General features: G+C 70.5%; 17 protein-coding genes. 6 read left to right on the forward strand and 11 right to left on the reverse strand.

Annotated elements, in window-relative coordinates:
• The first annotated feature begins 293 nt into the window (after positions 1-293).
• On the forward strand, positions 294-1064 hold the full coding sequence (locus tag KPL78_RS05120; RefSeq protein ID WP_219761847.1) for a hypothetical protein: 771 nt from the start codon (positions 294-296) through the stop codon (positions 1062-1064).
• Positions 1065-1191: 127 nt separating this feature from the next.
• Here the strand turns inward: KPL78_RS05120 and ppdK are convergent, their stop codons facing one another.
• Genes ppdK through KPL78_RS05140 form a run of 4 tightly spaced genes read right to left on the reverse strand, consistent with a single transcriptional unit; the run spans position 1192 to position 7039 of the window.
• Entirely contained in the window at positions 1192-3864 is a 2673-nt protein-coding gene (gene ppdK / locus KPL78_RS05125) for a pyruvate, phosphate dikinase (protein WP_219761848.1), read from the reverse strand.
• A 13-nt stretch (positions 3865-3877) separates the two neighbouring features.
• Complete coding sequence (gene glyS / locus KPL78_RS05130; RefSeq protein ID WP_219761849.1) at positions 3878-6001, reverse strand: glycine--tRNA ligase subunit beta; 2124 nt, start codon at positions 5999-6001, stop codon at positions 3878-3880.
• Positions 5994-6179: a hypothetical protein gene (locus tag KPL78_RS05135; protein WP_219761850.1), complete on the reverse strand. Its 186-nt coding sequence runs from the start codon at positions 6177-6179 to the stop codon at positions 5994-5996. Before KPL78_RS05135 ends, glyS begins: the two co-directional genes overlap by 8 nt.
• Positions 6176-7039 carry a glycine--tRNA ligase subunit alpha gene (locus tag KPL78_RS05140; RefSeq protein ID WP_219761851.1) on the reverse strand — a complete coding sequence of 288 codons (864 nt, stop codon included), beginning with the start codon at positions 7037-7039 and terminating at the stop codon, positions 6176-6178. The genes KPL78_RS05135 and KPL78_RS05140 overlap by 4 nt, the downstream gene beginning before the upstream one ends.
• A 78-nt stretch (positions 7040-7117) precedes the next feature.
• Between KPL78_RS05140 and KPL78_RS05145 the strand changes: the two genes are divergently transcribed.
• Entirely contained in the window at positions 7118-7537 is a 420-nt protein-coding gene (locus KPL78_RS05145; protein ID WP_219761852.1) for a ketosteroid isomerase-related protein, read from the forward strand.
• Here the strand turns inward: KPL78_RS05145 and KPL78_RS05150 are convergent.
• From KPL78_RS05150 to KPL78_RS05160, 3 genes are read right to left on the reverse strand one after another with little or no spacing between them, the layout of a single operon-like run.
• Positions 7521-8393, reverse strand: a complete 873-nt coding sequence (locus KPL78_RS05150; RefSeq protein ID WP_219761853.1) for a DMT family transporter — start codon at positions 8391-8393, stop codon at positions 7521-7523. The genes KPL78_RS05145 and KPL78_RS05150 overlap by 17 nt on opposite strands.
• Positions 8394-8399: 6 nt before the next feature.
• Complete coding sequence (locus KPL78_RS05155; RefSeq protein ID WP_219761854.1) at positions 8400-9080, reverse strand: nitroreductase; 681 nt, start codon at positions 9078-9080, stop codon at positions 8400-8402.
• Positions 9077-10414: a dihydroorotase gene (locus tag KPL78_RS05160; RefSeq protein WP_219761855.1), complete on the reverse strand. Its 1338-nt coding sequence runs from the start codon at positions 10412-10414 to the stop codon at positions 9077-9079. Before KPL78_RS05160 ends, KPL78_RS05155 begins: the two co-directional genes overlap by 4 nt.
• Before the next feature lie 132 nt (positions 10415-10546).
• Between KPL78_RS05160 and KPL78_RS05165 the strand changes: the two genes are divergently transcribed.
• Together KPL78_RS05165 and KPL78_RS05170 are read left to right on the forward strand one after the other, a co-directional pair.
• Positions 10547-11539 carry a patatin-like phospholipase family protein gene (locus KPL78_RS05165; RefSeq protein ID WP_219761856.1) on the forward strand — a complete coding sequence of 331 codons (993 nt, stop codon included), beginning with the start codon at positions 10547-10549 and terminating at the stop codon, positions 11537-11539.
• A gap of 31 nt (positions 11540-11570) precedes the next feature.
• On the forward strand, positions 11571-12239 hold the full coding sequence (locus KPL78_RS05170; RefSeq protein ID WP_219761857.1) for an HAD family hydrolase: 669 nt from the start codon (positions 11571-11573) through the stop codon (positions 12237-12239).
• A 507-nt stretch (positions 12240-12746) separates the two neighbouring features.
• On the opposite strand, the gene KPL78_RS05175 is transcribed toward KPL78_RS05170, so the two are convergent.
• Both KPL78_RS05175 and KPL78_RS05180 read right to left on the reverse strand, forming a co-directional pair.
• On the reverse strand, positions 12747-16550 hold the full coding sequence (locus KPL78_RS05175) for a translocation/assembly module TamB domain-containing protein (protein WP_219761858.1): 3804 nt from the start codon (positions 16548-16550) through the stop codon (positions 12747-12749).
• Positions 16550-18493 carry an autotransporter assembly complex protein TamA gene (locus tag KPL78_RS05180; RefSeq protein WP_219761859.1) on the reverse strand — a complete coding sequence of 648 codons (1944 nt, stop codon included), beginning with the start codon at positions 18491-18493 and terminating at the stop codon, positions 16550-16552. The genes KPL78_RS05175 and KPL78_RS05180 overlap by 1 nt, the downstream gene beginning before the upstream one ends.
• Between KPL78_RS05180 and KPL78_RS05185 the strand changes: the two genes are divergently transcribed.
• A complete protein-coding gene (locus KPL78_RS05185; RefSeq protein WP_219761860.1) occupies positions 18492-19640 on the forward strand; it encodes an amidohydrolase in 1149 nt (382 codons plus the stop codon). The two genes, KPL78_RS05180 and KPL78_RS05185, sit on opposite strands and share 2 nt — an antisense overlap.
• Before the next feature lie 155 nt (positions 19641-19795).
• Here KPL78_RS05185 and KPL78_RS05190 read toward each other — a convergent pair whose 3' ends face one another.
• Both KPL78_RS05190 and KPL78_RS05195 read right to left on the reverse strand, forming a co-directional pair.
• On the reverse strand, positions 19796-20254 hold the full coding sequence (locus KPL78_RS05190; protein ID WP_219761861.1) for a nuclear transport factor 2 family protein: 459 nt from the start codon (positions 20252-20254) through the stop codon (positions 19796-19798).
• A 144-nt stretch (positions 20255-20398) separates the two neighbouring features.
• A complete protein-coding gene (locus KPL78_RS05195) occupies positions 20399-21370 on the reverse strand; it encodes a Bug family tripartite tricarboxylate transporter substrate binding protein (RefSeq protein ID WP_219761862.1) in 972 nt (323 codons plus the stop codon).
• A gap of 150 nt (positions 21371-21520) precedes the next feature.
• On the opposite strand from KPL78_RS05195, the gene KPL78_RS05200 reads away from it, so the two are divergent.
• Positions 21521-22576 (forward strand): 2,3-butanediol dehydrogenase, encoded by a 1056-nt coding sequence (locus tag KPL78_RS05200; protein WP_219761863.1) that lies wholly within the window; start codon positions 21521-21523, stop codon positions 22574-22576.
• The last annotated feature ends 237 nt before the right edge of the window (positions 22577-22813 follow it).

Genomic DNA, 22813 nt, shown 5'->3' on the forward strand with positions numbered 1-22813 from the left:
GGCGTACGTACGCGCGCCGTGCCCATCACACCGTTCATCCTCGCGCCCGACCATTGGTGCCCGGTCGCCGGGTATCGGTCTCGAAATGCCGTGTGGCCTGTGGCGGGGCGGCTTGGAGAGGCAGAGCCCCTCCAATTCCCACCGCGCCGGTGAGGCGAGGGTATGACCCCGGCGCCACGGCCTGGGGTGCAGCGCGGGTGATGGGTCCCGCCACGCTCATCTTCCGTTCAGTCTTTGACCGGCAGAATGTGCCGGCCATGCCGAATCCTCCTGCTCCGCGCCAGGCAGCCTCCGTGCCTCAGCCGGTTGCCGCCCCGGCGCGGGCGCCGAAGCACCGCGACTTCAAGCAGGTGCTGGCCCGCAGCACGCCGCCGGCCATACCGAGTCCCACCCGGCCCACGATCCAGCCCGCCATCGCGCGCGGCCCGGCACCGTTTGCGACGCCGGCGGTGGCGCGCCCCGCCGAGGCCGTCGCCCTGCGCCCCTGGGAAGCCCAGCCCAATGCCGATTTCCGCCGGCGCATCGCCGAGGCCGAGCGCAGCGCCGAGCATCGCGAGGAGGGCTACGCGCTGCGCAATCCGGTGTCCGGGGCGCTGGGACGATACCAGTTCGTGCCGGCCGCGTTGCGCGACATCGGCTGGATGGACGCATCGGGCGGCTGGACCACCGCGGCGCAGCGCCTGGGCGTGACGGATGAGGGGAGTTTCCTGGCCAGCCCCGCAGCGCAGGAGGCGGCGATGTCGGCCTTCCTGGCGCGGCAGGAGACGATCCTCGACCGCGGCGGCACGCTGTCCCAGGTGGGCGTGACGATCACCGCGTTGGATGGCGGCAGCATCACCTTGACCGAGGGGGCGATGGTCGCCGCGGCGCATCGGCGCGGGGCGGGGATGCTGGCGCGGTATCTCGTGCATCGGCGCGATACGCCGGATGCGCCGCTGACCCCAGCGCAGCGCAGCGCCTTCGAGAGCGTGGAGAGCCGGCTGCGTGGCTTTGCCGACCTCGCCTATGTCAGCGAAAGGCCGGGCAACCGGATGATGGCGCGGCGGGGCGGGCCGGCAGCCTAGAGCAGATCCTGTCCGGATGAGCTCATCTGGACAGGTGAAGATGGTCGCAAAACAAACACCTAGAGCATTGCAGGTGAACGGACGTTCGCCGGAAATGCTCTAGGCGCCTACCCTCCTGCCCGCCGCGTCAGGCGGTGCGGTCGCCGCCGCCGCCCGCCAGGGCCGCCTGCGCCGCCGCCAGGCGCGCCACCGGCACGCGGTAGGGCGAGCAGGAGACGTAGTCGAGCCCGACGCTCTCGCAGAAGGTGATCGAGGAGGGATCGCCGCCATGCTCGCCGCAGATGCCGAGCTTGAGGCCCGACTTTACCCGCCGGCCCTTCTCGGAGGCGATCTTCACCAGCGCGCCGACGCCGTCCGGGTCGATCGACACGAAGGGATCCTTCGGGAAGATGCCCTTCTCGACATAGAGCGGCAGGAACTTGCCGGCATCGTCGCGCGACAGGCCGAAGGTCGTCTGCGTCAGGTCGTTGGTGCCGAAGGAGAAGAAGTCGGCGGTCTCCGCGATCGCATCCGCGGTCAGTGCCGCGCGCGGCAGTTCGATCATGGTGCCGACGCTGTACTCCACATGGTAGTCGAGTTCGGCGAAGACCTCCTGCGCGACGCGGTCCACCTGGGCGCGGGTGATCTCCAACTCGCGCTTCGTCGCCACCAGCGGGATCATGATCTCGGGATGCGGGGCCTTGTGGGTCTCCTTGCCGATCTGGCAGGCGGCCTCGAAGATCGCGCGGGCCTGCATCTCGTAGATCTCGGGGAAGGAGATGCCGAGCCGGCAGCCGCGATGGCCGAGCATCGGGTTGGCTTCCGACAGTTCCTGCGCACGGCGGTGCATCGCATCGACATCCGCGCCCAGGGACTTCGCCACTTCCGCGATCTCGTAATCCGTATGCGGCAGGAATTCGTGCAGCGGCGGGTCGAGCAGGCGGATGGTGACCGGCAGCCCGGTCATGATGCGGAACAGATCGACGAAATCCTGCCGCTGGAAGGGCAGCAGGCGGGACAGCGCGACGCGCCGGCCGGATTCCGTCTCGGCCATGATCATCTGGCGCACGGCGCCGATGCGCTCGGGGTCGAAGAACATGTGCTCGGTGCGGCACAGGCCGATGCCCTCGGCGCCGAACTTGCGCGCCGTCTCGGCATCGAGCGGGGTCTCGGCATTGGCGCGGACCTTGAGGCGCCGCACCTCGTCCGCCCAGCCCATCAGCGTGGCGAAGTCGCCGGAGAGCTGGGGTTCGACCATGGCGACGGAGCCAACGAAGACCTCGCCCGTGCCGCCGTCGATGGTCAGGATCTCGCCGCCGCGCACCTGGATGCCGCCGGAGGAGAGCACCTGGTTGTTGTAGTCCACCGACACGCCGCCGCAGCCGGCGACGCAGGGGCGGCCCATGCCGCGGGCGACGACCGCCGCGTGGCTGGTCATGCCGCCGCGCGTGGTCAGGATGCCCTTCGCGGCGTGCATGCCGTGGATGTCCTCGGGCGAGGTCTCGATGCGCACGAGGATGACGGATTCGCCCTTCTGCGCGCGCGCCTCGGCCTCATCCGCACTGAACACGACGATGCCGGAGGCGGCGCCGGGGGAGGCCGGCAGGCCCTTGGAGAGGTGCTTGCGCGGCGCCTTGGGGTCGAGCGTCGGGTGCAGGAGTTGGTCGAGCGCGGCGGGGTTCACGCGCTTCACCGCCTCGGCGTGGTCGATCAGGCCTTCCTGGGCCATGTCGACGGCGATCTTGAGCGACGCGGCCGCGGTGCGCTTACCGTTGCGCGTCTGCAGCATGTAGAGCTTGTTCGACTGGACCGTGAACTCGATGTCCTGCATGTCGGCGTAGTGGCGCTCGAGCGTCTGGCGCACCTTCACCAGTTCCGCATAGGCGCCGGGCATCACCTCTTCCATCGGCTTCTCGCCGGGCTTGGCGCGCTCCTTCGACATGGGCTGCGGGGTGCGGATGCCGGCGACGACGTCCTCGCCCTGCGCGTTCACCAGGTATTCGCCGTAGAAGACGTTCTCGCCGGTGGACGGGTCGCGGGTGAAGCAGACGCCCGTCGCGCAATCATCGCCCATGTTGCCGAAGACCATGGCCTGGACGTTCACCGCCGTGCCCCATTCGGCCGGGATGTCGTTGAGGCGGCGATAGGTGATGGCGCGCTGGTTCATCCAGGACCCGAACACCGCGCCGATGGCGCCCCAGAGCTGATCCCAGGGATCCTGCGGAAAGGGCTTGCCGGTGACCTCGCGCACCATCTCCTTGTAGCCATCGACCACGCGATGCCATTCGGAGGCGGTGAGTTCGGTGTCGTCGATCTTGCCGGTGTCGAGCTTGATGTGCTCGATGATCTCCTCGAAGCGGTGATGGTCCACGTCGAGCACGACCGAGCCGAACATCTGGATGAAGCGGCGATAGCTGTCCCAGGCGAAGCGCGCATCGCCCGAGGCCGCCACCAGCCCTTCGACCGTCGCGTCGTTCAGGCCGAGATTGAGCACCGTGTCCATCATGCCGGGCATGGAGGCGCGGGCGCCGGAGCGCACCGAGACCAGCAGCGGCTTGTGGTGGTCGCCGAACTTGTTGCCGACGGCCTGCTCGACCCGGGCGAGGCCGGCCTTCACCTGGTCTTCCAGGTCAGCGGGGTAGCTCTCGCTGTTCTGGTAGTACCAGGTGCAGACCTCGGTCGTGATGGTGAAGCCGGGCGGAACGGGCAGGCCGATCGAGGCCATTTCCGCGAGGTTCGCGCCCTTGCCGCCAAGCAGATTGCGCATATCCGCGCGACCTTCGTTGCGGCCGGCGCCAAAGCTGTAGACCCACTGCGTCATCAGGGGTTCCCCCTCAGGCTTCGATCTTCGAGAAATCCGCCACAGCGTCCATCGTGGCGCGGAGGCGAGCGAGAAGTTTCAAACGATTGCGGCGAAGTTCCGGCGCCGGGTCATTCACGATGACCTTGTCGAAGAAAGCGTCAACAGGCGCACGAAGGGTCGCCATGGCTTCCATGGCGCGCTCGAAATCCTCGGCGGAGAGGTCGAGGGCGATGCGGCTGGCTGCGGGTTCGAGGGCGGCAGCCAGGGCTTCCTCCTCATGGGCCTTGAGCAGGTGGTGTTCATAGCCCGTGTCGAAGGCGTGGCCGTCGCGCTTTTCCTCGATGCGGAGGATGTTCGCGGCACGCTTGTAGGCGGCGAGGAGGTCGGCGCCGGCCTCGGATTCCACGAAGGAGCGGACGGCGTCGGCGCGGCGGAGGAGGCGGACCAGGTCGTCATCCGGGGCAGCGCCGAGCACGGCGGTCACGACGTCGTGACGGGTGCCCTCGGCGCGGAGCTGGACGCGGAGGCGGTCGGTGAGGAAGTCGAGGACCTCGATGGCGCAGACCTCGACGCGATGCTCGGCATGGCCGAAGGGACGCTTCACAGACGCAAAGGGCGCGCCGGACACCGTGCCGATGTCCGCGGCGAGCGGGACCATCGCGGCGTTGAGCAGCGCCACCAGCGGCAAGCGTAGCCCGTTCTCGCGCACGATGCGGATCACCCCGAGGGCGGCGCGGCGCAGCGCGAAGGGGTCACCTGAGCCGGTCGGCTTCTCGCCCACGGCGAAGAACCCGGCGAGCTGGTCGAGCTTGTCGGCCAGCGCCACGCTGATCGCCACAGGCTCGGATGGCACCTCGTCACCCGGGCCGAGCGGCCGGTAATGTGCCGCGATCGCCTCGGCGACCGCGGGTTTCTCGCCCTGGCCGAGCGCGTAGTAGCGCCCCATCACGCCCTGCAATTCCGGGAACTCGCCCACCATGCCGGAGGCGAGGTCCGCCTTGGCGAGCTTCGCGGCGCGCGCCGCGTCGTGCGGGTCCGCGCCGACCTTCTCCGCGATGATGCGCGCGAGCCGTTCCAGCCGCGTGACCCGCTGCCCCTGCGTGCCGAGCTTCGCGTGGAAGACGACGCTGTCCAGCTTCGGCAGGAAGCTCTCCAGCGACTGCTTGCGGTCGAGGTCCCAGAAGAACCGCGCATCCGACAGGCGCGCGCGGAGCACGCGCTCATTACCGGCGGTGATCGCCGCGCCGCCATCCGGCGCCGCGATGTTTGCCACCAGCGCGAAGCGCGGCGCGGCCGACCCATCCGCCTTGCGCAGCGCGAAGTAGCGCTGGTTCACGCGCATGGTCGTGCGCATCACCTCGGGCGGCAGGTCCATGAAGGCGTCGTCGATGCGCCCGAGCAGCGTCACCGGCCATTCCACCAGGCCCGCGACCTCGGCGACCAGGCCCTCGTCGGGGACGACGCTCAGCCCCTCGGCGGCGGCCAGGGCGGCGATGCCGTCCTTGATCTCCCGCGCGCGCTCGGCGGCGTCGAGCACCACGCGGCGTTCGCGCAGGCCCTCCTGGTAATCGGTCAGGCCCTGCACAGCGAAGGCGCCGGGGGCCATGATGCGGTGGCCCTCGGTCTCGTTGCCGGAGGCGAGGGCGTGGCCGTCATCCTCGTTGGTGCGCAGGTCGAAGGGCACCACGGCACCGTCCAGCACGCAGAGGATGCGCTTCAGCGGCCGCACCCAGGCCATGGTGGACGACCCGCCCCAGCGCATCGACTTGGGCCAGGGGAAGGCGCGGATGATCGCCGGGATGGCGGCGGCGAGGAGCGTGCGCGCCTCCACCGTCTCGCCCGGCTTGGACAGCACCCAGAACTGGCCTTCCTGCTTCAGCGCGTCGCGCGTCGCGCCATGCTTGCGCAGGAAGCCGTCCAGCGCCGCGTCGGGGGCGCCAATGCGGGGGCCGCGTTCCTCCTTGCCCTCGGTGGTGACCGAGGCGCGCAGCAGGGCCGACAGGCCGATGCGGCGGGGACCGTGGAAGGTGAGGGGAGGTGCCTCGACCAGCGCGGCGCAGCGTTCGCCGAACAGGCGCGCGAGGTCTTCCGCCGCACGCGCCTGCATGCGCGCCGGGATCTCTTCGGAAAAGAGTTCGAGAAGCAGTTCAGGCATCGTCGCGGCTCTGGGTCTTCACGTCACGCAGTTCGGTCAGTCGTTCACGCACCGCGAGGCGAACTGCCGCCAGCGGCGTGACGCCAAGCAGGGCGGCGAGGTCCTGTAGCATGGCTGCCGCCTCACCCTCGAAACGGAAGCCGTCGGCTGTCTCAACCACATCCAGGGGCGCGGTCACGCCGCCTCCCCCGCCAGCCAGGCCTCGCAGCAGCCCTTCGCCAGGGTGCGGACCCGGCCGATATAGGCCGCGCGCTCGGTCACGCTGATCGCGCCGCGGGCATCGAGCAGGTTGAAGCGGTGGGACGCCTTGAGGCACTGGTCATAGGCCGGCAAGGCGAGCTTCCGTTCCAGCAGCGCGGCGCATTCCTTCTCCGCATCCTCGAAATGGCGGAACAGCATGCCGACATCGGCGTATTCGAAGTTGTGGGCCGAATATTCCTTCTCGGCACGCAGGAAGACCTCGCCGTACTTCACGCCTTCGCCATTGAAATCGAGGTCGTACACATTCTCCACGCCCTGGATGTACATGGCCAGGCGCTCGAGCCCGTAGGTTAGCTCGGCGGAGGGCTTCTCGCAGGGGATGCCGCCGACCTGCTGGAAATAGGTGAACTGCGTCACCTCCATCCCGTCGCACCAGACTTCCCAGCCAAGGCCCCAGGCGCCGAGCGTCGGATTCTCCCAGTCATCCTCGACGAAGCGGATGTCGTGCAGGGCAGGGTCGATGCCCAGCGCGCGGTAGGATTCGATCAACAGCGCCTGCGGATCGGCGGGCGAGGGCTTCAGCAGCACCTGGTACTGGTAGTAGTGCTGCAACCGGTTCGGATTTTCCCCGTAACGACCATCGGCGGGCCGGCGGGACGGCTGCACATAGGCGACCTTCCACGGCTTCGGGCCGAGCGACCGCAAGGTCGTCGCGGGGTGCGAGGTGCCCGCGCCGACTTCCATGTCATAGGGCTGCAGGATCACGCAGCCGCGCTCGGACCAGAAGCGGTGAAGACGCAGGATGATGTCCTGGAAGCTCGGCGGCTTCTGCGGCATGGGCAATCCGGGTGTGCTGGTGTTGTTGCGGCGCAGCTATAGGCTTACGGCATTCAACCGGCAAGAAAACCGCCTGCGATGGAGCCCGCCTTGGACGCCGCTGCCCTGATCCGTGCCTATCTGGATGCCTTCAACCGTGGCGATCGGGCCGCGATGCTGGACCTGCTGACCGAGGACGTGGCCCATGACGTGAACCAGGGCGGGCGGGAGGTCGGGCGCGACGCCTTCGCCGCCTTCATGGCGCGGATGGATCGCTGCTACCGCGAATGCCTGGTGGACATCGTGGTCATGGCGGAACCGGCCGGCGCCCGTGCGGCGGCGGAATTCATCGTCGAGGGGACATACCTCGCGACCGATGAGGGCCTGCCGGAGGCGAAGGGCCAGACCTACCGCCTTCCGGCAGGCGCCTTCTACGCCATTCGGGACGGGCGCATCGCCCGGGTGACCATGTTCTACAACCTGCCGGACTGGATCGCGCAGGTCAGCGCCGGGTCGTGACCACGAAGACGCCGGCGAGGGCGACCGCCCCGCCGGCGACCACCTGCCAGGACGGCCATTCGCCCAGCCAGAGTGCCGCGATGGTCGTCGCGAAGACCGGCTGGAGGTAGCCCACCATCGCCGCATCCGCCGCCTTGGCCCGCGTCGCGAGGCCGAGGAAGAGGGTCAGCGGAATCGCGGTGGCGAAGATCGCCAGCACCACGGCGAGCACCCAGACCTCCGGCGGCTGGACCAGCGCCTGCGGCCCGTCCACCACCATGGCCAGGCTGCCCGAGACGATGCCCGACACCGCCTGCTGCCCCAGGGCAAGCGCCGCCGCCGGCCCGCGCGGGGCCATGCGCACCCAGATGGTGCTGATGGCGTAGGAGGTCGTGACCACCAGGATCAGCACGGCCCCGAGAGCCTCGCCGCCGCCGAGGGCGGCCGGCCCGATCACCAGGGCGATGCCGCAAAAGCCGATGCCGACGCCCAACATCATCCGCCGCGTCGGCCTTTCCCCCGGCAGCAGCAGCCCGGCGAGCAGGGTGATGATGAGCGGCCCCGAGGCCTGGATCAGCGAGGCCGGGGCGGCCTCCATCCGCTGCAGGGCCACGGGGATCAGCGTATTCGGCAGCACGCCGCTGAAGGTGCCGAGCACCAGGGCGCCGAATGCCACCTTGCGCGTGAAGCCGCCGAGCTGCCCGCGCATCCACAGGAAGATGAAGACGACGATGGCCGCCAGAACGCCGCGCACCCCGGCCATGGCGAAGGGCGGCAGGTAGCCTGACAGGAAGCGGATGAGCGGGAAGGCCCCGCCCCACAGCATGGCAATGGTGACCAGCCGCAGCCACAGCGCCCAGCCCGTCAGCGGCGGCACGGTCCGTCAGTCCCAGCCCAGGAAGCGGCAGAACTCCCGCGCCGGGACGCGATCGGTCATCAGGCTGTTCTCCGGCGCCGCGGGATCGGCATGGCCGAGCGCCATGCCGCAGACCACGACTTCCTCCTCGGGGATCGGCAGGTGGTCGCGGATGACGCGGTGATGCGGCGCGAAGGCGGCCTGCGGGCAGGTGTCGAGGCCCATGCCCCGCGCCGCCGCCGTCAGATTGCCCAGGAAGAAGCCGTAATCGAGCCAGGACCCGATCTCGAGCCGCCGGTCGATGGTGAAGATGATGCCGACCGGGGCATCGAAGAAGGCGTAGTTGCGGGCGTGCTGGCGGTGCATCTTCGCCGCTTCACCCCGCGCGATGCCGAGCAGGCCATAGAGGTCCCAGCCGACCTTGCGACGGCGGGACAGGTAGGGCTCGGGGAAGTGTTCCGGGTAGTAGCGGTATTCCGCCTCGGTGGGCGCGTGCGCGTCATGCGCGGCGGCGAGGGCCGCGGAGAGACGCTTCAGCGGCTCACCCGTCAGCGCATAGCCGCGCCAGGGCTGCATGTTGGTCCCCGAGGGCGCACGGGCGGCGATGTCGAGCAGGTGCTCGACATCGGCCCGGGGCACCGGGGTCGGCAGGAAGGCACGGATGGAGCGGCGGGAAGTGATCGCCGCCGCGACCGGGTCCGTGCTCACGCGCGGTGGGTGTCGGCGAAGGACACCGGCTTGCCGACGGGCGCGCCGAGCACCTCGTCCTCCCGCATCACCGCCTGGCCGCGGATGATGGTCGCGACCGGCCAGCCGGTGCAGACCGTGCCGTCGAAGGGCGTCCAGCCGGCCGGTGTGGCCAGCCAGTCGTTGCGGATCATGCGCTGGCGCTTGAGGTCCACCAGCGTGAAGTCGGCGTCGTAGCCGGCGGCGAGCCGCCCCTTGTTCAGAGCGCCATAGACGCGGGCCGGGCCGGCGCACATCAGGTCCACCAGGCGCGAGATCGACAGCCGCCCGGCGGTGACGTGGTCCAGCATCAGCGGCACCAACGTCTGCACGCCGGTCAGGCCGGCCGCGGTGTTGGGCCAGGGGCGTTCCTTGGCCTCGCGCGAATGCGGCGCGTGGTCGGACCCGATGCAGTCCACCGTGCCGTCATTCACCGCGGCCCAGGCGGCATCGAGGTGGCGCTGGTCGCGGATCGGCGGATTCATCACCGCGAAGCCGCCGAGGCGGTCATAGGCCTCGTCCGTCTGGGTCAGGTGGTTGAGCAGCACCTCGACCGTGCAGACGTCGCGGAAGTCGCGCAGGTAGTCGAGTTCCTCGGCGGTCGAGACGTGCAGGATATGGGCGGGGCGGCCTGTCTTCCGGGCGATGGCCATCAGGCGCTTCGTGCCCAGCATCGCGGTCTCGACGTCGCGCCAGACCATGTGGTTGCGGTGTGGCATGCCGGGGGTGAACATCGGCTTGCGCTCCTGCAGCCGGTACTCGTCCTCGGAGTGGTAGCAGATGCGCCGGCGACCGGACCGCATCACGGCCTCCAGGCTCGCATCGTCCTCGACCAGCAGGTCGCCGGTGGAGGAGCCGGCGAAGACCTTCACGGCGCAGACATTCGGCTGCAGTTCGAGCTCCGCGAGCTCCGGAATGTTCTTCTTCGAGGCGCCGACATACAGGCCGACATCGCAATAGGCGCGGCCTGCCAGATAGGCGCGCTTCTCGTCCAGGATGTCCTTCGTCACCACCGACTTCGTCGTGTTCGGCATGTCGAACACGGCGGCGAGGCCGCCCAGCACCGCGGCCTTGGTCCCGGTCTCGATGGTCTCGACCGCCGGGTCGCCCGGATCGCGCAGATGGACATGCGGGTCGATCAGGCCGGGCAGGACGTGCAGGCCGGCACAGTCGATGGTCTCGGCGGCTTCGGCCGTGCGCAGGTCGCCCAAGGTGACGATGCGGCCGTCGCGCACGGCGACATCGGCGGTCTCGACACCCCAGGGCGTCACCACATGCCCGCCGCGGAGAAGAAGATCGTAACGGTCGGCGGTCATGCTCATCGCTCCCTGCTGGTCGGGCCGTTCTTGTGGCACCGCCGGCGCCCGCCCGGAAGCCCTGCGCTGTCCACATGTCTCGTCGGAGCGGGACTTGTGGACGCAAAGGGTCAGCATATGTGACGTTGTGCAATGCAGCATGACCTGACTTCCAAGCCGGCGCCCCTGGGCCTGGCGCTCCAGGGTGGCGGTTCCTTCGGGGCCTTCACCTGGGGCGTGCTGGACCGGCTCCTCGCCGAACCTTCCGTGCCGCTCGCCGCCATTTCCGGCGCGAGCGCCGGCGCCGTGAACGGCGTGTTGCTGGCCGATGGCCTCCTCGCCGGCGGGCGGGAGGAGGCACGGGCGCGCCTCACCCGCTTCTGGCGCCTGTTGTCGGATTGGTCGGGCATGGCCGGACTGCCGGTGCTGGGCTCGGTCCTCGCCCTGGCGGATTTTCCGGTCACGCCGTTCGGCTTCGGCTTCTCGGGCCCCGATCCGCTGAAGGAGCTGCTGGGCGACCTGGTCGACTTCCGCCGGCTGCGGTCGGAACGCCCGCTGCCGCTGCTGATTGCCGCGACCCATGTGACCAGCGGCGAGGCCCGCATCTTCCGCGAGGACGAGGTCACGCTCGAAGCCGTGCTCGCCTCCGCCTGCCTGCCGCTGATGCGGGAGGCCGTCGAGATCGACGGCGAGCCCTACTGGGACGGTGGCTACAGCGCCAATCCTCCGCTGCGCGAACTGATGACCGCGAGCGAGGCGGAGTCGCTGCTGCTGGTGCAGCTCACGCCCGACCATCGCCCCGGCAGCCCGCGGCTGCGGCACGACATCACCCAACGCTCGCTGGAAATCGCCTTCTCCGCCCCGCTGAAGCGGGAGTTGAAGGCGCTTGAGGAACTTCGCTGGCTGTGCAGCCAGGCGCAATCGGACCGACCGGCCTTCTGCCATCGGCTCGACCGACTGCGCCTGCATCGGCTGTCGCTGTGGGAGGAGGTTGAGGATGCCGGCTCGGCCAGCCCGGTGAATGTTTCCTGGCCGCTGCTGAGCCGCTTCTTCGAGGCCGGCCACGGCGCGGCCGACCGCTGGCTGGCGTCGGGCCGCGGCGTGGGGGACACTGGCGGCCTGATCGGCGTCGCCGCGGCCGACTGAAGAGGCACCGGCAAGCGCCAGGAGACGCGGAATGACCCTGCCCCGCATGCCGATGGGCGTCGTCTTCGACATGGATGGGCTGCTGTTCGACAGCGAGACGCTGCATCGCGACGCCGCGCGCGACGCGGCGATCGAGCATGGCTGCGAATTGCCCGACGCCGTCTTCCTGAGCCTGATCGGCGGCACCTGGCCGGATAATCGGGCCCGGCTTCTGGCCCATTTCGGCGAGGATTTCGCCGTGGATGACTTCGAGGCGCGCTGGGCGCGCTGCTACGCCCGGCGCGCTGCCGCAGGGCCCGCGCTGAAGCCGGGCGTAGGGGAGATGCTGGCGCTGCTCGACAGTCTGGGGCTGAAGCGGGCGATCGCGACCTCCTCCTCGCATGAGGCGGTGCGGCGGAACCTTGCCGCGCATGGGCTGGACGGGCGGTTCGATGCGGTGGTGGCGCGCGGCGATTATGCCCGCGGCAAGCCGGCGCCCGATCCTTTCCTGCTGGCGGCGAAACGCATTGGCGCCGTGGCGGGGACCTGCCTCGCGCTAGAGGATTCGCCGCACGGCGTGCGCGCGGCGGCCGCGGCGGGAATGGCGGTGGTGATGGTGCCGGACCTGGTGCCAGCCCGCGAGGCGGAGCGCGCACTGTGCTGCTTCGTCGCCGAAGACCTGCACGCGGTGGCGAAGGCGATCCTGGCGGTGGCTCCGTAGGGCGGCGGCGCGCTTCGGAGCGGCCTCGGCGGGCGGCGCCCCGTGGCCGCGACGATTGCCCATGATGAACCCGTGCTCCGCGGCGAAGCGGCGTGGTGGGGCCGCGGCGCATTCCGGCGAGCGACATGCGCGTCGCGTGGAGCGAGGCAGCAGCGGCGCGGGAGCACGTCCGGCACCGCCACAATGAAGCCAGCGCACGGCAAATTCACCGGCTCATGCCGACGGCCCTTGGGAAAATGACTGATGCGGGCGGAGTTGGAGGGGCGCTGCCCCTCCAAACCACCCCGCCAAGTGCTTGGAGCACTGGGAACGCAGTCTTCTGGTGCCCGGCAGCACGGGCATGCTGCACCCGCCAGGTGCGCTCCATGCACAAGTGCGGGTCTCGGCACACTATCCTGGCAGCGGCGCACGACATCAGGTTGCGGTCTGCAAAGCGCCTCTCGGTTCCACAGGTCAGGACATGGGGCCGCTGCTATCAGAGCTCGTCTCGATGACGCCTCTCGCTGATCAGTACTCGAACTCGAACGTCACGCCGAGCCGATCCCCCGCGCTGCTGTTGCCGCCCGTTTCCGCCTGCAGCCGCACGCGCGGCAGGACATCCACCTGCACGCCGACGCGCGGCGGGCCGCCTTCGCTCGATTGCCGCACGCCGACATAGACGCCTTCCGCGACGTAGCGGCCGGTTTCCAGGGACGCCCCGCCCTGGTTCCTTGTGTTGTCGGTTCCCTGCTGGCTGTCCTGGTTCACCGACAGGCGATCGAGGGCGAGGGTCCGGCGTATGCGGTCGAGGATGCCGCCGGCGCCGGGCACTTCGATTCCGGCCGCGCCGGCCAGCACCTGGGCGAGTTGCGCGAGTTGGAAGGGGCTGAGCTCATTGGCGCGGCGGTCGAAGAGCAGGCGGGACAGGATCTCGTCCTGCGGCAGTTCCGGCGTGGAAGAGAATTCCAGCTTCGGGTCGTTGGCCGGGCCGGTCACGGTGACGTTCGCCGTCACCTCCCGCGCGCGGGCGCTGGCGAGGAAGTCGAGCGTCGGCACCAGCGTGCCGGCGTCGAAGGCGATGGTGCCCCGCGTGAAGGTGAGGCGGCGATCGAAGACGGAGATCTCGCCGCGCCGCAGGGTCAGGCCGCCATTGACCACGGGTGCGGTGGCCGTGCCGGCCAGGGCGAGAGTGCCGCCGAACTCGGCGTCGATGCCGCGGCCGCGCACGAAGACGGCACGCGGGGCGGCAATGTCGATGGCGAGTGCGATCTGCGGGCCCGCGGATGCCGCACCCGGCGGCACCGGCGGGGCGAGCGGAGGCGTGCCCGGCGGCCGCCGCCCAGTCTCGCGCACGCCGTCCAACGTCTGGACGCTGCGGGGCAACTGCTCCGGGACGGTGATGTCGAGGCGTCGGATCGCGATCCGGCCCGTGGCGCGGGAGTCCGCCAGGAGCTGACCGGCCAACCGCAAGTCGGCGTCGAAGATGCCGGTCACCAGGTCCGACCGCAGCGGGCGGGCGTTGCGGGCGGTGATGGTGATGTCGGCGGGCAGGCCCTCCGCGGCGGGAGAGAGGGTGCCGCTGCCGGAGATGGTGCCGTTGCCCGGCGTGCGCGCTTCGAGGCGTTCGATGGTGATGCGGTCGCCCTCGCCACGGAGCACGGCGTTGATGCGGTTGAGCGTCACGCCTTGGGCGAGGTCGCGGAAGGTGCCGTCGCTGAGCGTGGCGCGGCCGGTGATCTGCGGTGCCCCGAGCGTGCCGGCGACCGAGGCGTTCAGCGTCGCGCGCCCGGTCACACGCTGGGCGCCGGCGGCGAGCAGCGGCCCGGCAATGGCCGCGACATCGGCCTGGGCGTCGAGCTGGGCGGTGACCGGGGCATTGGCGGCGAAGCCATTGGGCAGCCGGGCGGTGCCGGTGGCGCGCAGCGCGTTGCCGGCGGTTGCCTCCAGCCGGACATCGGCGGCGCGGGCGCTGCCGGTGCCCTCCATGATCACTCGCGCGGCGGGAATCCCGCGCAGCGAGGGGTCAGGGTTGCGCAGGCCGGTCGCCTCGATGCGGAAGCGCGCCTGGGGGTCGGAGGTCGGGCCGGTGATGCGCGCCTCGCCGGCGATCGTGCCTTCCGCGGTCTGGCCCGGCGCGGCGAGGGCGAGGATGCCGGCCACGGGCAGGGCGGCGAGGGTCGCGCGCAGGTCGGCCTGCTCGGGGCCCCAGCGGCCTTCGGCGCGCAGCGTGCCGCCGCGGCTGGTGGTCAGGGCCAGCGCCTCGATGCTCACGCCACCATCGGCGGCGACGAGGATGCGCGCGGGCGCGGTGGTGCGCACGCTGTCGGGGCCGCGGCGGAGCAGGAGTTCGGGGATCTCGACGCGCCGCGCCGCGCCATCGGGGGTGACGCGGGCGCGGGTGGTCAGGCGGGCGTCCTGGGCGCGGGCCTCGATGCCGGCTTCCATGTCGGCCAAGGTGCCGGCGGCCTTGACCGAGACGCCGAGCGGCGTGCCGCCGATATTCGCCTGTGGGACATCGAGGGTCGCGTCGAAGCCCTGCATGCCATCGCGCAGGTCGAGCCGCGCTGTCAGCCCGACGCGGCCGGACATTGGCGTGCCGGCGAGGGTCGCGAAGGGCGCGAGGTCCGGGACGTTCAGCGACAGGTCGCCGACGAAGGTCATGGCCTGCGGGTCGACCAGGCCCTGCGCGTTCAGTCGCGCCGGACCGAAGGCGGCGGCGAGGGATTCGAGGCGCACCTTCTCGCCCTCGGGCAGGGCGCGCAGGTCCACCGACGCCGCGAGGCCGGCATAGGTCGCGCGCAGCGTGCCCTCGGCGCGGGGGGCGCTGAGGGGGGTGGCGATGCGGAGGTCGAGCGCGGGAGCCTCGACGACCTGGCCCTGGCTTTCGATGCGCTCGCCCCGTGCGGTCAGGGCCAGGGAGGGGTCGTTGCGCGGGCCGGTGGCGTGCAGTTCCGCCTGAAGCCCGCCGACGAGGCCGGGGACGAGCGGCGCGAGATCGGCGACGGTCGCACGGAGTGTGGCGTCGAGCGTCTCGCCGACCGCGCCCTCGGCCGTGACATGCAGGGCGGCGCCGTCGATGGTCAGGCTCTCGATGCGGTCGGGGACGGTGGCGCGGACCGACAGGCGCGGCGTCGGGCCGAGTGCGGCGACCACCTGCGGGATGGCGCTGCCGAAGCCCTCGGTCGCGAGGTCCAGGGTGACGTTGGGTGTCGCCATCGGCCCGGTGGCGCGGGCCGTGGCCCGGATCGCGTCCCAGCGCGCCGCGTCCGGGACCAGCGTGCCGAGCAGCGCGGAACCGCCCGCCTCGACCCGCGCCGAGACATCGACCGTCGAGGCCGCGAGATCGGCGCTGCCCTCCGCGGCGACGGTGCCGATCGGGGCGCGGGCTTCGAGGCGCGTCAGCGTGACGCGCTGCGCCGCGTCGATGCCGGCGTCGAGGTCCACGGCGAGCGGCATGGCGGTGGGGCGCAGGTCTTCCGGCACCAGAGGCGCCGCCGCGAGGGAGAGCGACAGGCGAGCGCCCGCCGCACCATCCGGGGCGGCACGGACGGTGCCGTTCGCCGTGAGGGTGATGTCGTCGCCAAGAGAGGCCCGCAGGTCGAGCGCCGCGCCGCTCGCCGGGCCGTCCAAGGTCAGATGCGCGATGGTGGCGCGGTCCGGCAGGCCAAGCAGGGTCGCGACCAGTCCGCCAGGGGGCTCGTTCGCGTCGATGCGCGCCGTCAGCCGGTCGGCGCCGGGGGCGAGGTCGATGTCGGCGCGGATCTCGGCGGGTGCGTCGAGGCGCGTGACCGCCAGCTTCGCGGACAGTCTCGATGCGGCATACAGCGCCTCGCCTTCCGCGCGCAGCGTGGCGGCGACGCCGGCGACGGGTTCGCCGAGCTCGATGCGATCCACCGCCAGGCGGTCGAGCCGGACGGTGAGTGGCAGGTCCGGCAGGGCTGGGATCAGCGGCGCGTCGGGATCGGGTGGCGGCGGCGGTTCCCCGCTGCCGGGCGGCAGGCGGTGCAGGGCCACGCGGCGCGCGGTGAGCGCAGTGATCCTTGCCTCCCGGTGCAGCAGCGCCGGGAGGTCCAGCGCGATCGTCGCACCGTCCAGTTCCAGCCAGGGGCCGTTCTCATCGGCCATGACCAGGCGTTCGACCCCGATCCGCGACGGTAGCGGGCCGCTGAGGCCCTCGATCGTCAGCCCCGGGACGACATCGCCGGCGAGGCGCGCGATGGTCGCGCGTCCGCCCTCGCTGTTCGCCCAGACCAGCCCGCCGGCAACCGCCAGCACCAGCAGCAGCGGGATGCCGAGCAGGACGAAGATGCCGATGCGAAGGGCCCGGCGCATCAGAAGGCCTGCCCGATGCCGACATAGAGCCCGTAGGCCGGATCGCCCTGCTGCGGGTTCAGCGGCACGCCGACATCGACGCGGATCGGCCCGATCGAGGTCAGGTAGCGCAGCCCCGCGCCGACACCGACGCGCAGCGTGCCGGTGCCCGGCGTCTCGTCCTCGCTGACCGTGCCGGCATCGACGAAGGCGACCGCGCCCCAGGGGCCCGAGATGCGCTGCCGCCATTCGGCGGAGAGTTCCAGCAGGCTCGCCCCGCCCAGCGGGCGGTTGCCGGAATCGCGCGGGCCGATGGACTGGTAGGTGTAGCCGCGCACCGAACCGCCGCCGCCGGCGTAGAAGCGCTTGTCGAGGGTGATCTGGTCGAAGCTCGCCCCGAGCGCCGAACCGACCGCCGTACGCAGCGCGAGGATGCTGCCCTGGTCTCCGGTCAGGTCGAAATAGGTGCTGCCGGTCGCCATCAGCCGGACATAGGACGAGCTGTCATCGATCGAATAATAGGGCGTGGCGCTGACGCTCGCGCGGATTCCCCGCGACGGGTTCAGCAGGCTGTTCGTGCTGTCCCAGCGCAGCCCGCCGAGGAAGCCGACCAGCGTATAGGGATCGAGTTCCTCATAGCGGCCGATGCGCCCCGTCTCGAAGCTCGGGCCGAATTGCAGCGTCAGCCGTTCGGTCAGCGGATGCTCGGCGATGGAGGAGGCGACGAAGGCCTCCCGGTCATAGGCTTCGAGATTCTCCTTCACCAGGCCGATGCGGCTGATCAGGCGGATGTTGCGCTCGAAGATCTCGGGCTGGGTGAGGGTGGCGAAGGTGCGATAGGTGGCATTGCCGAAGCTGCCATCCGAGATGCGCGAGGCTTCCGCTTCGAGGCGAAGGCGCTCCGCCCCGCCGAACAGGTTCCGGTGTTCCCAGAAGACGCTGACGGCGAGGCCGAAATTGGTCTCATAGGCGATTGACCCTCCGAGGGCGCGGAGCGGGCGTTCGCTGACCACGAAGGCGATGGGCAGGGTGCCGTCGGGGCCGACCGTGGTGCCGGCCTCGACCCGGACGCTGTCGAAGACACCGAGGGACACCAGCGCGCGGCGGGCGCGTTCGACGGCGGCGGGCGAATAGTCCCGGCCTTCGAGCTGGCGGGCGGCGGTGCGGCGCAGCAGGCCGGTGTCGGTGCGGGACTGGCCGCGCACCTCCGGCGTGGCGAAGCGGGCGCGCGGGCCGGGGGCGATGCGCCAGGTGATGTCCATGGCCTGGCGATCGTGATCGACCGTGATGTCACGGCCCGCCGTCGTTGCGAGCGGATGGCCGCCGGCGCGCAGCGCGTCGAGCATTGCCGATTCGGCGGCGAGCACCGCCTCGGCGCGCGCGGGCTGCCCTTCGGGAAGGTCGGCGGCGAGTGCGGCGTTCCGCACCTCGGCCGCGGCGCCGGAGGGTTCGGCGACGACGGTGACGTGGCCGATGCGGTAGCGCTGGCGCGGCGCCAGTGTGATGACCACAGGCACGGGGCCGGTCGCGGCGGCGAGGCGCGCCGGCAGGGCCGGGTCGTCGAGAGGCAGGCCGTCGATGGTCGCGCTGACCTGGCCACCCCAATACCCCTCGGCGCGCAGGGCCTCCTGCAGGCGGGGCAGGTCGGACCGGACGCGGCCGAGCAGGCCCAGCGCATCAGTGGGCGCGCGTTCGCGCAGGGTGACGGTCTGTGCGACGGCGCGGCCGAGATCGGCAAGGTCCGAGTCGTCACCCGCCGTGACCTCGACGGAATAGGGCAGGGTGGCGGGTTCTGGGGTTGCCGGACCGCCCTCGGCGGACGGTGAAGGCGGCGTGGCGGGCGCGTCCTCGTCCTCGCCCTGCGCCAGGGACAGGGGCACTGAGGCCAGCCATGCGCAAAGCGCCGCTGTGGCGCCAAGGGCTGTGGTGCGTCGCAACGCGGCGGGATAGGCTTTGAAAGTCATGCACACCGATCTTGCCGCGACCCTTACATCCTGGCGTCGACATCTGCACGCCAACCCTGGCCTGACCCTTCACGAAGGGGAGACGGCCGCCTTCGTCGTCGCCCGGTTGAAGGAGATGGGCGTCACCGACATCGTCGAGAACGTCGGAGGCCATGGCGTGGTTGCCACGCTGCAACGGGGCGGCGGCAACCGCGCCGTTGGCCTGCGCGGCGACATGGACGCGCTGCCGATCCAGGAACAGAACGAGGATCTGCCCTGGAAGTCCACCAACCCCGGCGTCATGCATGCCTGCGGGCATGACGGGCATACCACCGCATTGCTCGGCGCGGCAAAGGTGCTGCTGGACGATCCGTCCTGGACCGGGACGGTTCGGCTGGTCTTCCAGCCGGCCGAGGAAGGCGGCGGCGGCGCCCGCAAGATGATCGAGGACGGGCTGTTCGAGAAATTCCCGATGGAGCGCATCTTCGGCTGGCACAACTGGCCGGGCCTGCCCGCCGGAACCATCGCCGTGCATGACCGGGCCGTGATGGCGGCCGGGGCGCGGTTCGAGATCACCTTCGACGGCCATGCCGGGCACGCCGCGCTGCCGCATCTGACGCGCGACCCGATGGTGGCGGCGGGCCACGCCATCGTGGCCATCCAGACCATCGTGGCGCGCAATCTCGATCCGCTGACCGGCGGCGTGGTGTCCCTGACGGTGGTCGAGGGCGGCGAGGCGCAGAACCAGATCACCGCGCGCGTCACGCTGAAGGGCACGGCGCGCTGGCTGCGCGACGAGGACCAGGAGACGATCGAGCAGGGGCTGTCGCGCATCGCCGACGGCATCGCCGCGACCTATGGCGTGCATGCAACCTTCTCCTTCCGCGCCGGCGTGATGGTGACGGCGAATGCGCCAGCCGAACGCGAATTGGCCGCGCAGGCGGCCGCCGCGGTGACGGAAGTGCGGCGCGACATGCTGCCGGCCATGACCGGCGAGGATTTCGCCTGGTACCTGAAATACGTCCCTGGCGCCTTCGTCTGGATCGGCAACGGGCCGGCGGAGAATGGGCGCGAACTGCACAATCCGCTCTACGACTTCAATGACGAGGTGCTGCCGACGGCGGCGAAGTTCCTGGCCGAAACGGCAAAGCGGGCGCTGGCCGGGTAGTAGGCGCCGCGTCAGAGACTGCCTCAAACGTCCGGCACAGGCCCGCTCCGCCACCCGGCCACCCATTCCAGGATACTGACCTGGGTGGCCGGGTCGGGGTGCGGGCCGGTGCCGAACGCGGAATCGCGCCGTATGGCGCGTTTCCAAACAGCCTCTCAGGCGGCCGGGTTGTGGAAGGGCCGCCCGGCCCAGCCCTCGTGCAGCGGCGTGAGGAAGTAAAAGGTGAGGCGGCGCGCGGCGAAGCGCCAGACGCCGTCCTGCTTCACCATCTCGTCGTCATAGTGGCCGGCGGAGACATAGGACACGCCGTTCATTACCGAGAGGTATTCCATCGAGATTCGCCCCGTGGCGCGGGTGCCGTCCAGCACGACCGTCCCATTGGAGCAGAAATGCCAGAATTCCTCGGTCATGGCGGGCACGCGCCGGCTGAAGAATTCGGTCAGTGCGGCGCGCCCGCGCACGGCGGAGAGTCCCTCGAAGACGCCGTCTTCGGTGAAGAGGTCGATGAAGCCCGGCCAGTCGCGCCCGTCGAGCAGATGGCAGTAGCGGGCGCGCAGATCCGCGATGGCGAGCTGGTCTTCGACCGCGGTCAGGCGTTCTTCGAGAGTGGTCATGGACGATCCTTCGTGCCGTGGATGGCATGGCGCCATGGCGTGCGGACGTGGTGCCCGGCATCAAGTGCCGGCGGTCCTGGGTTGCCCGGCACCCTGGCGGGGTGAGGTTCGGAGAGGGGCGGCGCCCCTCTCCGGTCGCCCGCGTCAATCGGCGGCGATATTCGCGTCCCGCGCGATCCCCTGCCAGCGCGCCGCGCTCGCCGCGATCCAGGCGTCGTTCTCCGCCACAGGCACGCTGATCGGATCCACATAGGCGGTGCGGAGCCGTTCCACCGTCTGCGGCCCCATGGCCTTGCCGAGCGCGTCGCGCAGCCGCGCCACTGCTTCCGGCGGCGTGCGCTTCACCACGGCGAGGTTGAACCAGATGCCGAGGTCGTAGCCCGGCAGCCCGGCCTCGGCCATGGTCGGCACCTCCGGCAGGGCAGAGGCGCGCGTCGTGGTCGTCACCGCGAGCGGGCGGAAGGCACCGGAGCGGATATGCGCCGTCGAGGTTGCCGAGGTGTCGAAGCCGAAATCGACATCCTTCGCGAGCATCGCCGCGACGAGCGGCGAGGAACCGCGATAGGGCACGTGGGTCGCCTCGATGCCCGCCATCTTCATGAAGACCACGGCCGAGAGATGCGAAGAGGAGCCGTTGCCGACCGAGCCAAAGACCATCGGGCGGCGCTTCGCCTCGGCGATGAAGCTGCGCAGGTCGGTCGCCTCGACCTTGCCGGGGATGACCGAGAGGATGTTCGCGACCTGACCGAGCAGCCCGAGGCTGGTGGTGTCGCGCACCGCATCGACGCCGGAACTGCGATAGACGATGGGATTCACGCCGAACAGCGCGGTGGTGCCGAGCAGGATGGTGGTGCCGTCCGCATCCGACTGGATGACGTGCTGCGTGCCGATGTTGCCGCCGGCGCCGGCGCGGTTTTCGACCACTACAGGCTGGCCGAGCTCGCGCGACAGCGGTTCGGCGACGATGCGTGCGACGATGTCGTTCACGCCGCCGGGCGGATAGGTGACGATGATGCGGAGCGGGCGGCTGGGTTGCCAGGACTGCGCGCGCAGGGCGGGGGCAGCGAGAATCGTGCCGAGGCCGGCCAGGGCGTCACGGCGTAAGATCAACCTCATGGACGGTTCCGTATTGTGGTTCTGAGCGCAGGAATCCTACCGCCAGGGGCCGCGCTCGGCCAGGGGGCGACCGTGTGATGACGTACATCAAGGCCGGCTCGGGTCGCCGGACTAAGGTGGCGCTTCACTCACCGGCCAAGGAATACCCCGATGAAAGCTGCTCGCTGGTACAAGGCCAAGGATATCCGCGTCGAGGATGTGCCCGAGCCTGCCGTCTCGGACGGCCGCGTGAAGATCAAGGTCGCCTGGACCGGGATCTGCGGATCCGACCTGCATGAATACGTCGCCGGCCCGATCTTCGTGCCCGTCGCCGCGCCGCATCCGCTGAGCCACGAGAAGGCGCCCATCATCATGGGGCACGAATTCTCCGGCGTGGTGAGCGAGGTCGGCGCGGGCGTCACGCGCGTGAAGCCAGGTGACCGGGTGGTCGTGGAACCGATCCTCGCCTGCGGAAAATGTGCCGCCTGCCGCCGCGGCAAGTACAACATCTGCGAGAAGCTCGGCTTCCACGGGCTGTCGGGCGGTGGCGGCGGGTTCTCCGCCCATACCGTCGTGGATGAGCGCATGGTCCACAAGATGCCCGAGGGCCTGTCGCTCGAGCAGGGCGCTCTGGTCGAACCCGCCGCGGTCGCGCTGCATGCGGTGCGGTTGTCGAGCCTGAAGGCGGGCGACACGGCCGCGGTGTTCGGCGCCGGGCCGATCGGGCTGCTGGTGGTCGAGGCGCTGCGCGCGGCGGGTGCCGCGGCGATCCACGTGGTGGAGCTTTCGCCGCAGCGCGCGGCGAAGGCCAAGGAACTCGGCGCGACGACGGTGATCGATCCGTCGCAGGAGAATGCGGTGGCGCGGCTGCGCGACCTGACCGATGGCGGCGTGGATGTCGCTTTCGAGGTGACCGGCGTGCCCGCGGTGCTGAAGCAGTGCATCGACAGCACGCATTTCGAGGGCGAGACGGTGATCGTCTCGATCTGGGAAAAGGAAGCGTCCTTCCAGCCCAACACCGTGGTGCTGCAGGAACGGGTGGTCCGCGGCATCATCGCCTATCGCGACATCTTCCCCGCGGTGATGCAGCTGATGACGCGCGGCGTCTTCGCGGCGGAGCGCCTGGTGACGAAGCGCATCGCGCTGGACGACATCGTCGCCGAGGGCTTCGAGACGCTGGTGCACGACAAACAGCATATCAAGATCCTGGTGGAGGCGCCGAAGTAGGGGCGCTGGCGGGAATGGAGAGGGGCTCTGCCCCTCTCCAAACCTCACCCCGCCAAAGGCCACAGGGCCTTTGGAAACCGTCATCTGGCGCCCCGCACTTAGGTTCAGGCCATCGTGGAGCGCGCGGTTTGCGCCCAGCCCCGGGGGAAGATGATCGGGCGTCTTGCACCAAGCGCCCTTCGAGATCGCGAAAGCGATTCCCCGCGTAGCGCCAAGTATCGGTTTCCAAAGGCCCTG

Origin of the sequence: Roseomonas alba (genome assembly GCF_019430885.1) — a bacterium.
Taxonomy (GTDB): domain Bacteria; phylum Pseudomonadota; class Alphaproteobacteria; order Acetobacterales; family Acetobacteraceae; genus Neoroseomonas; species Neoroseomonas alba.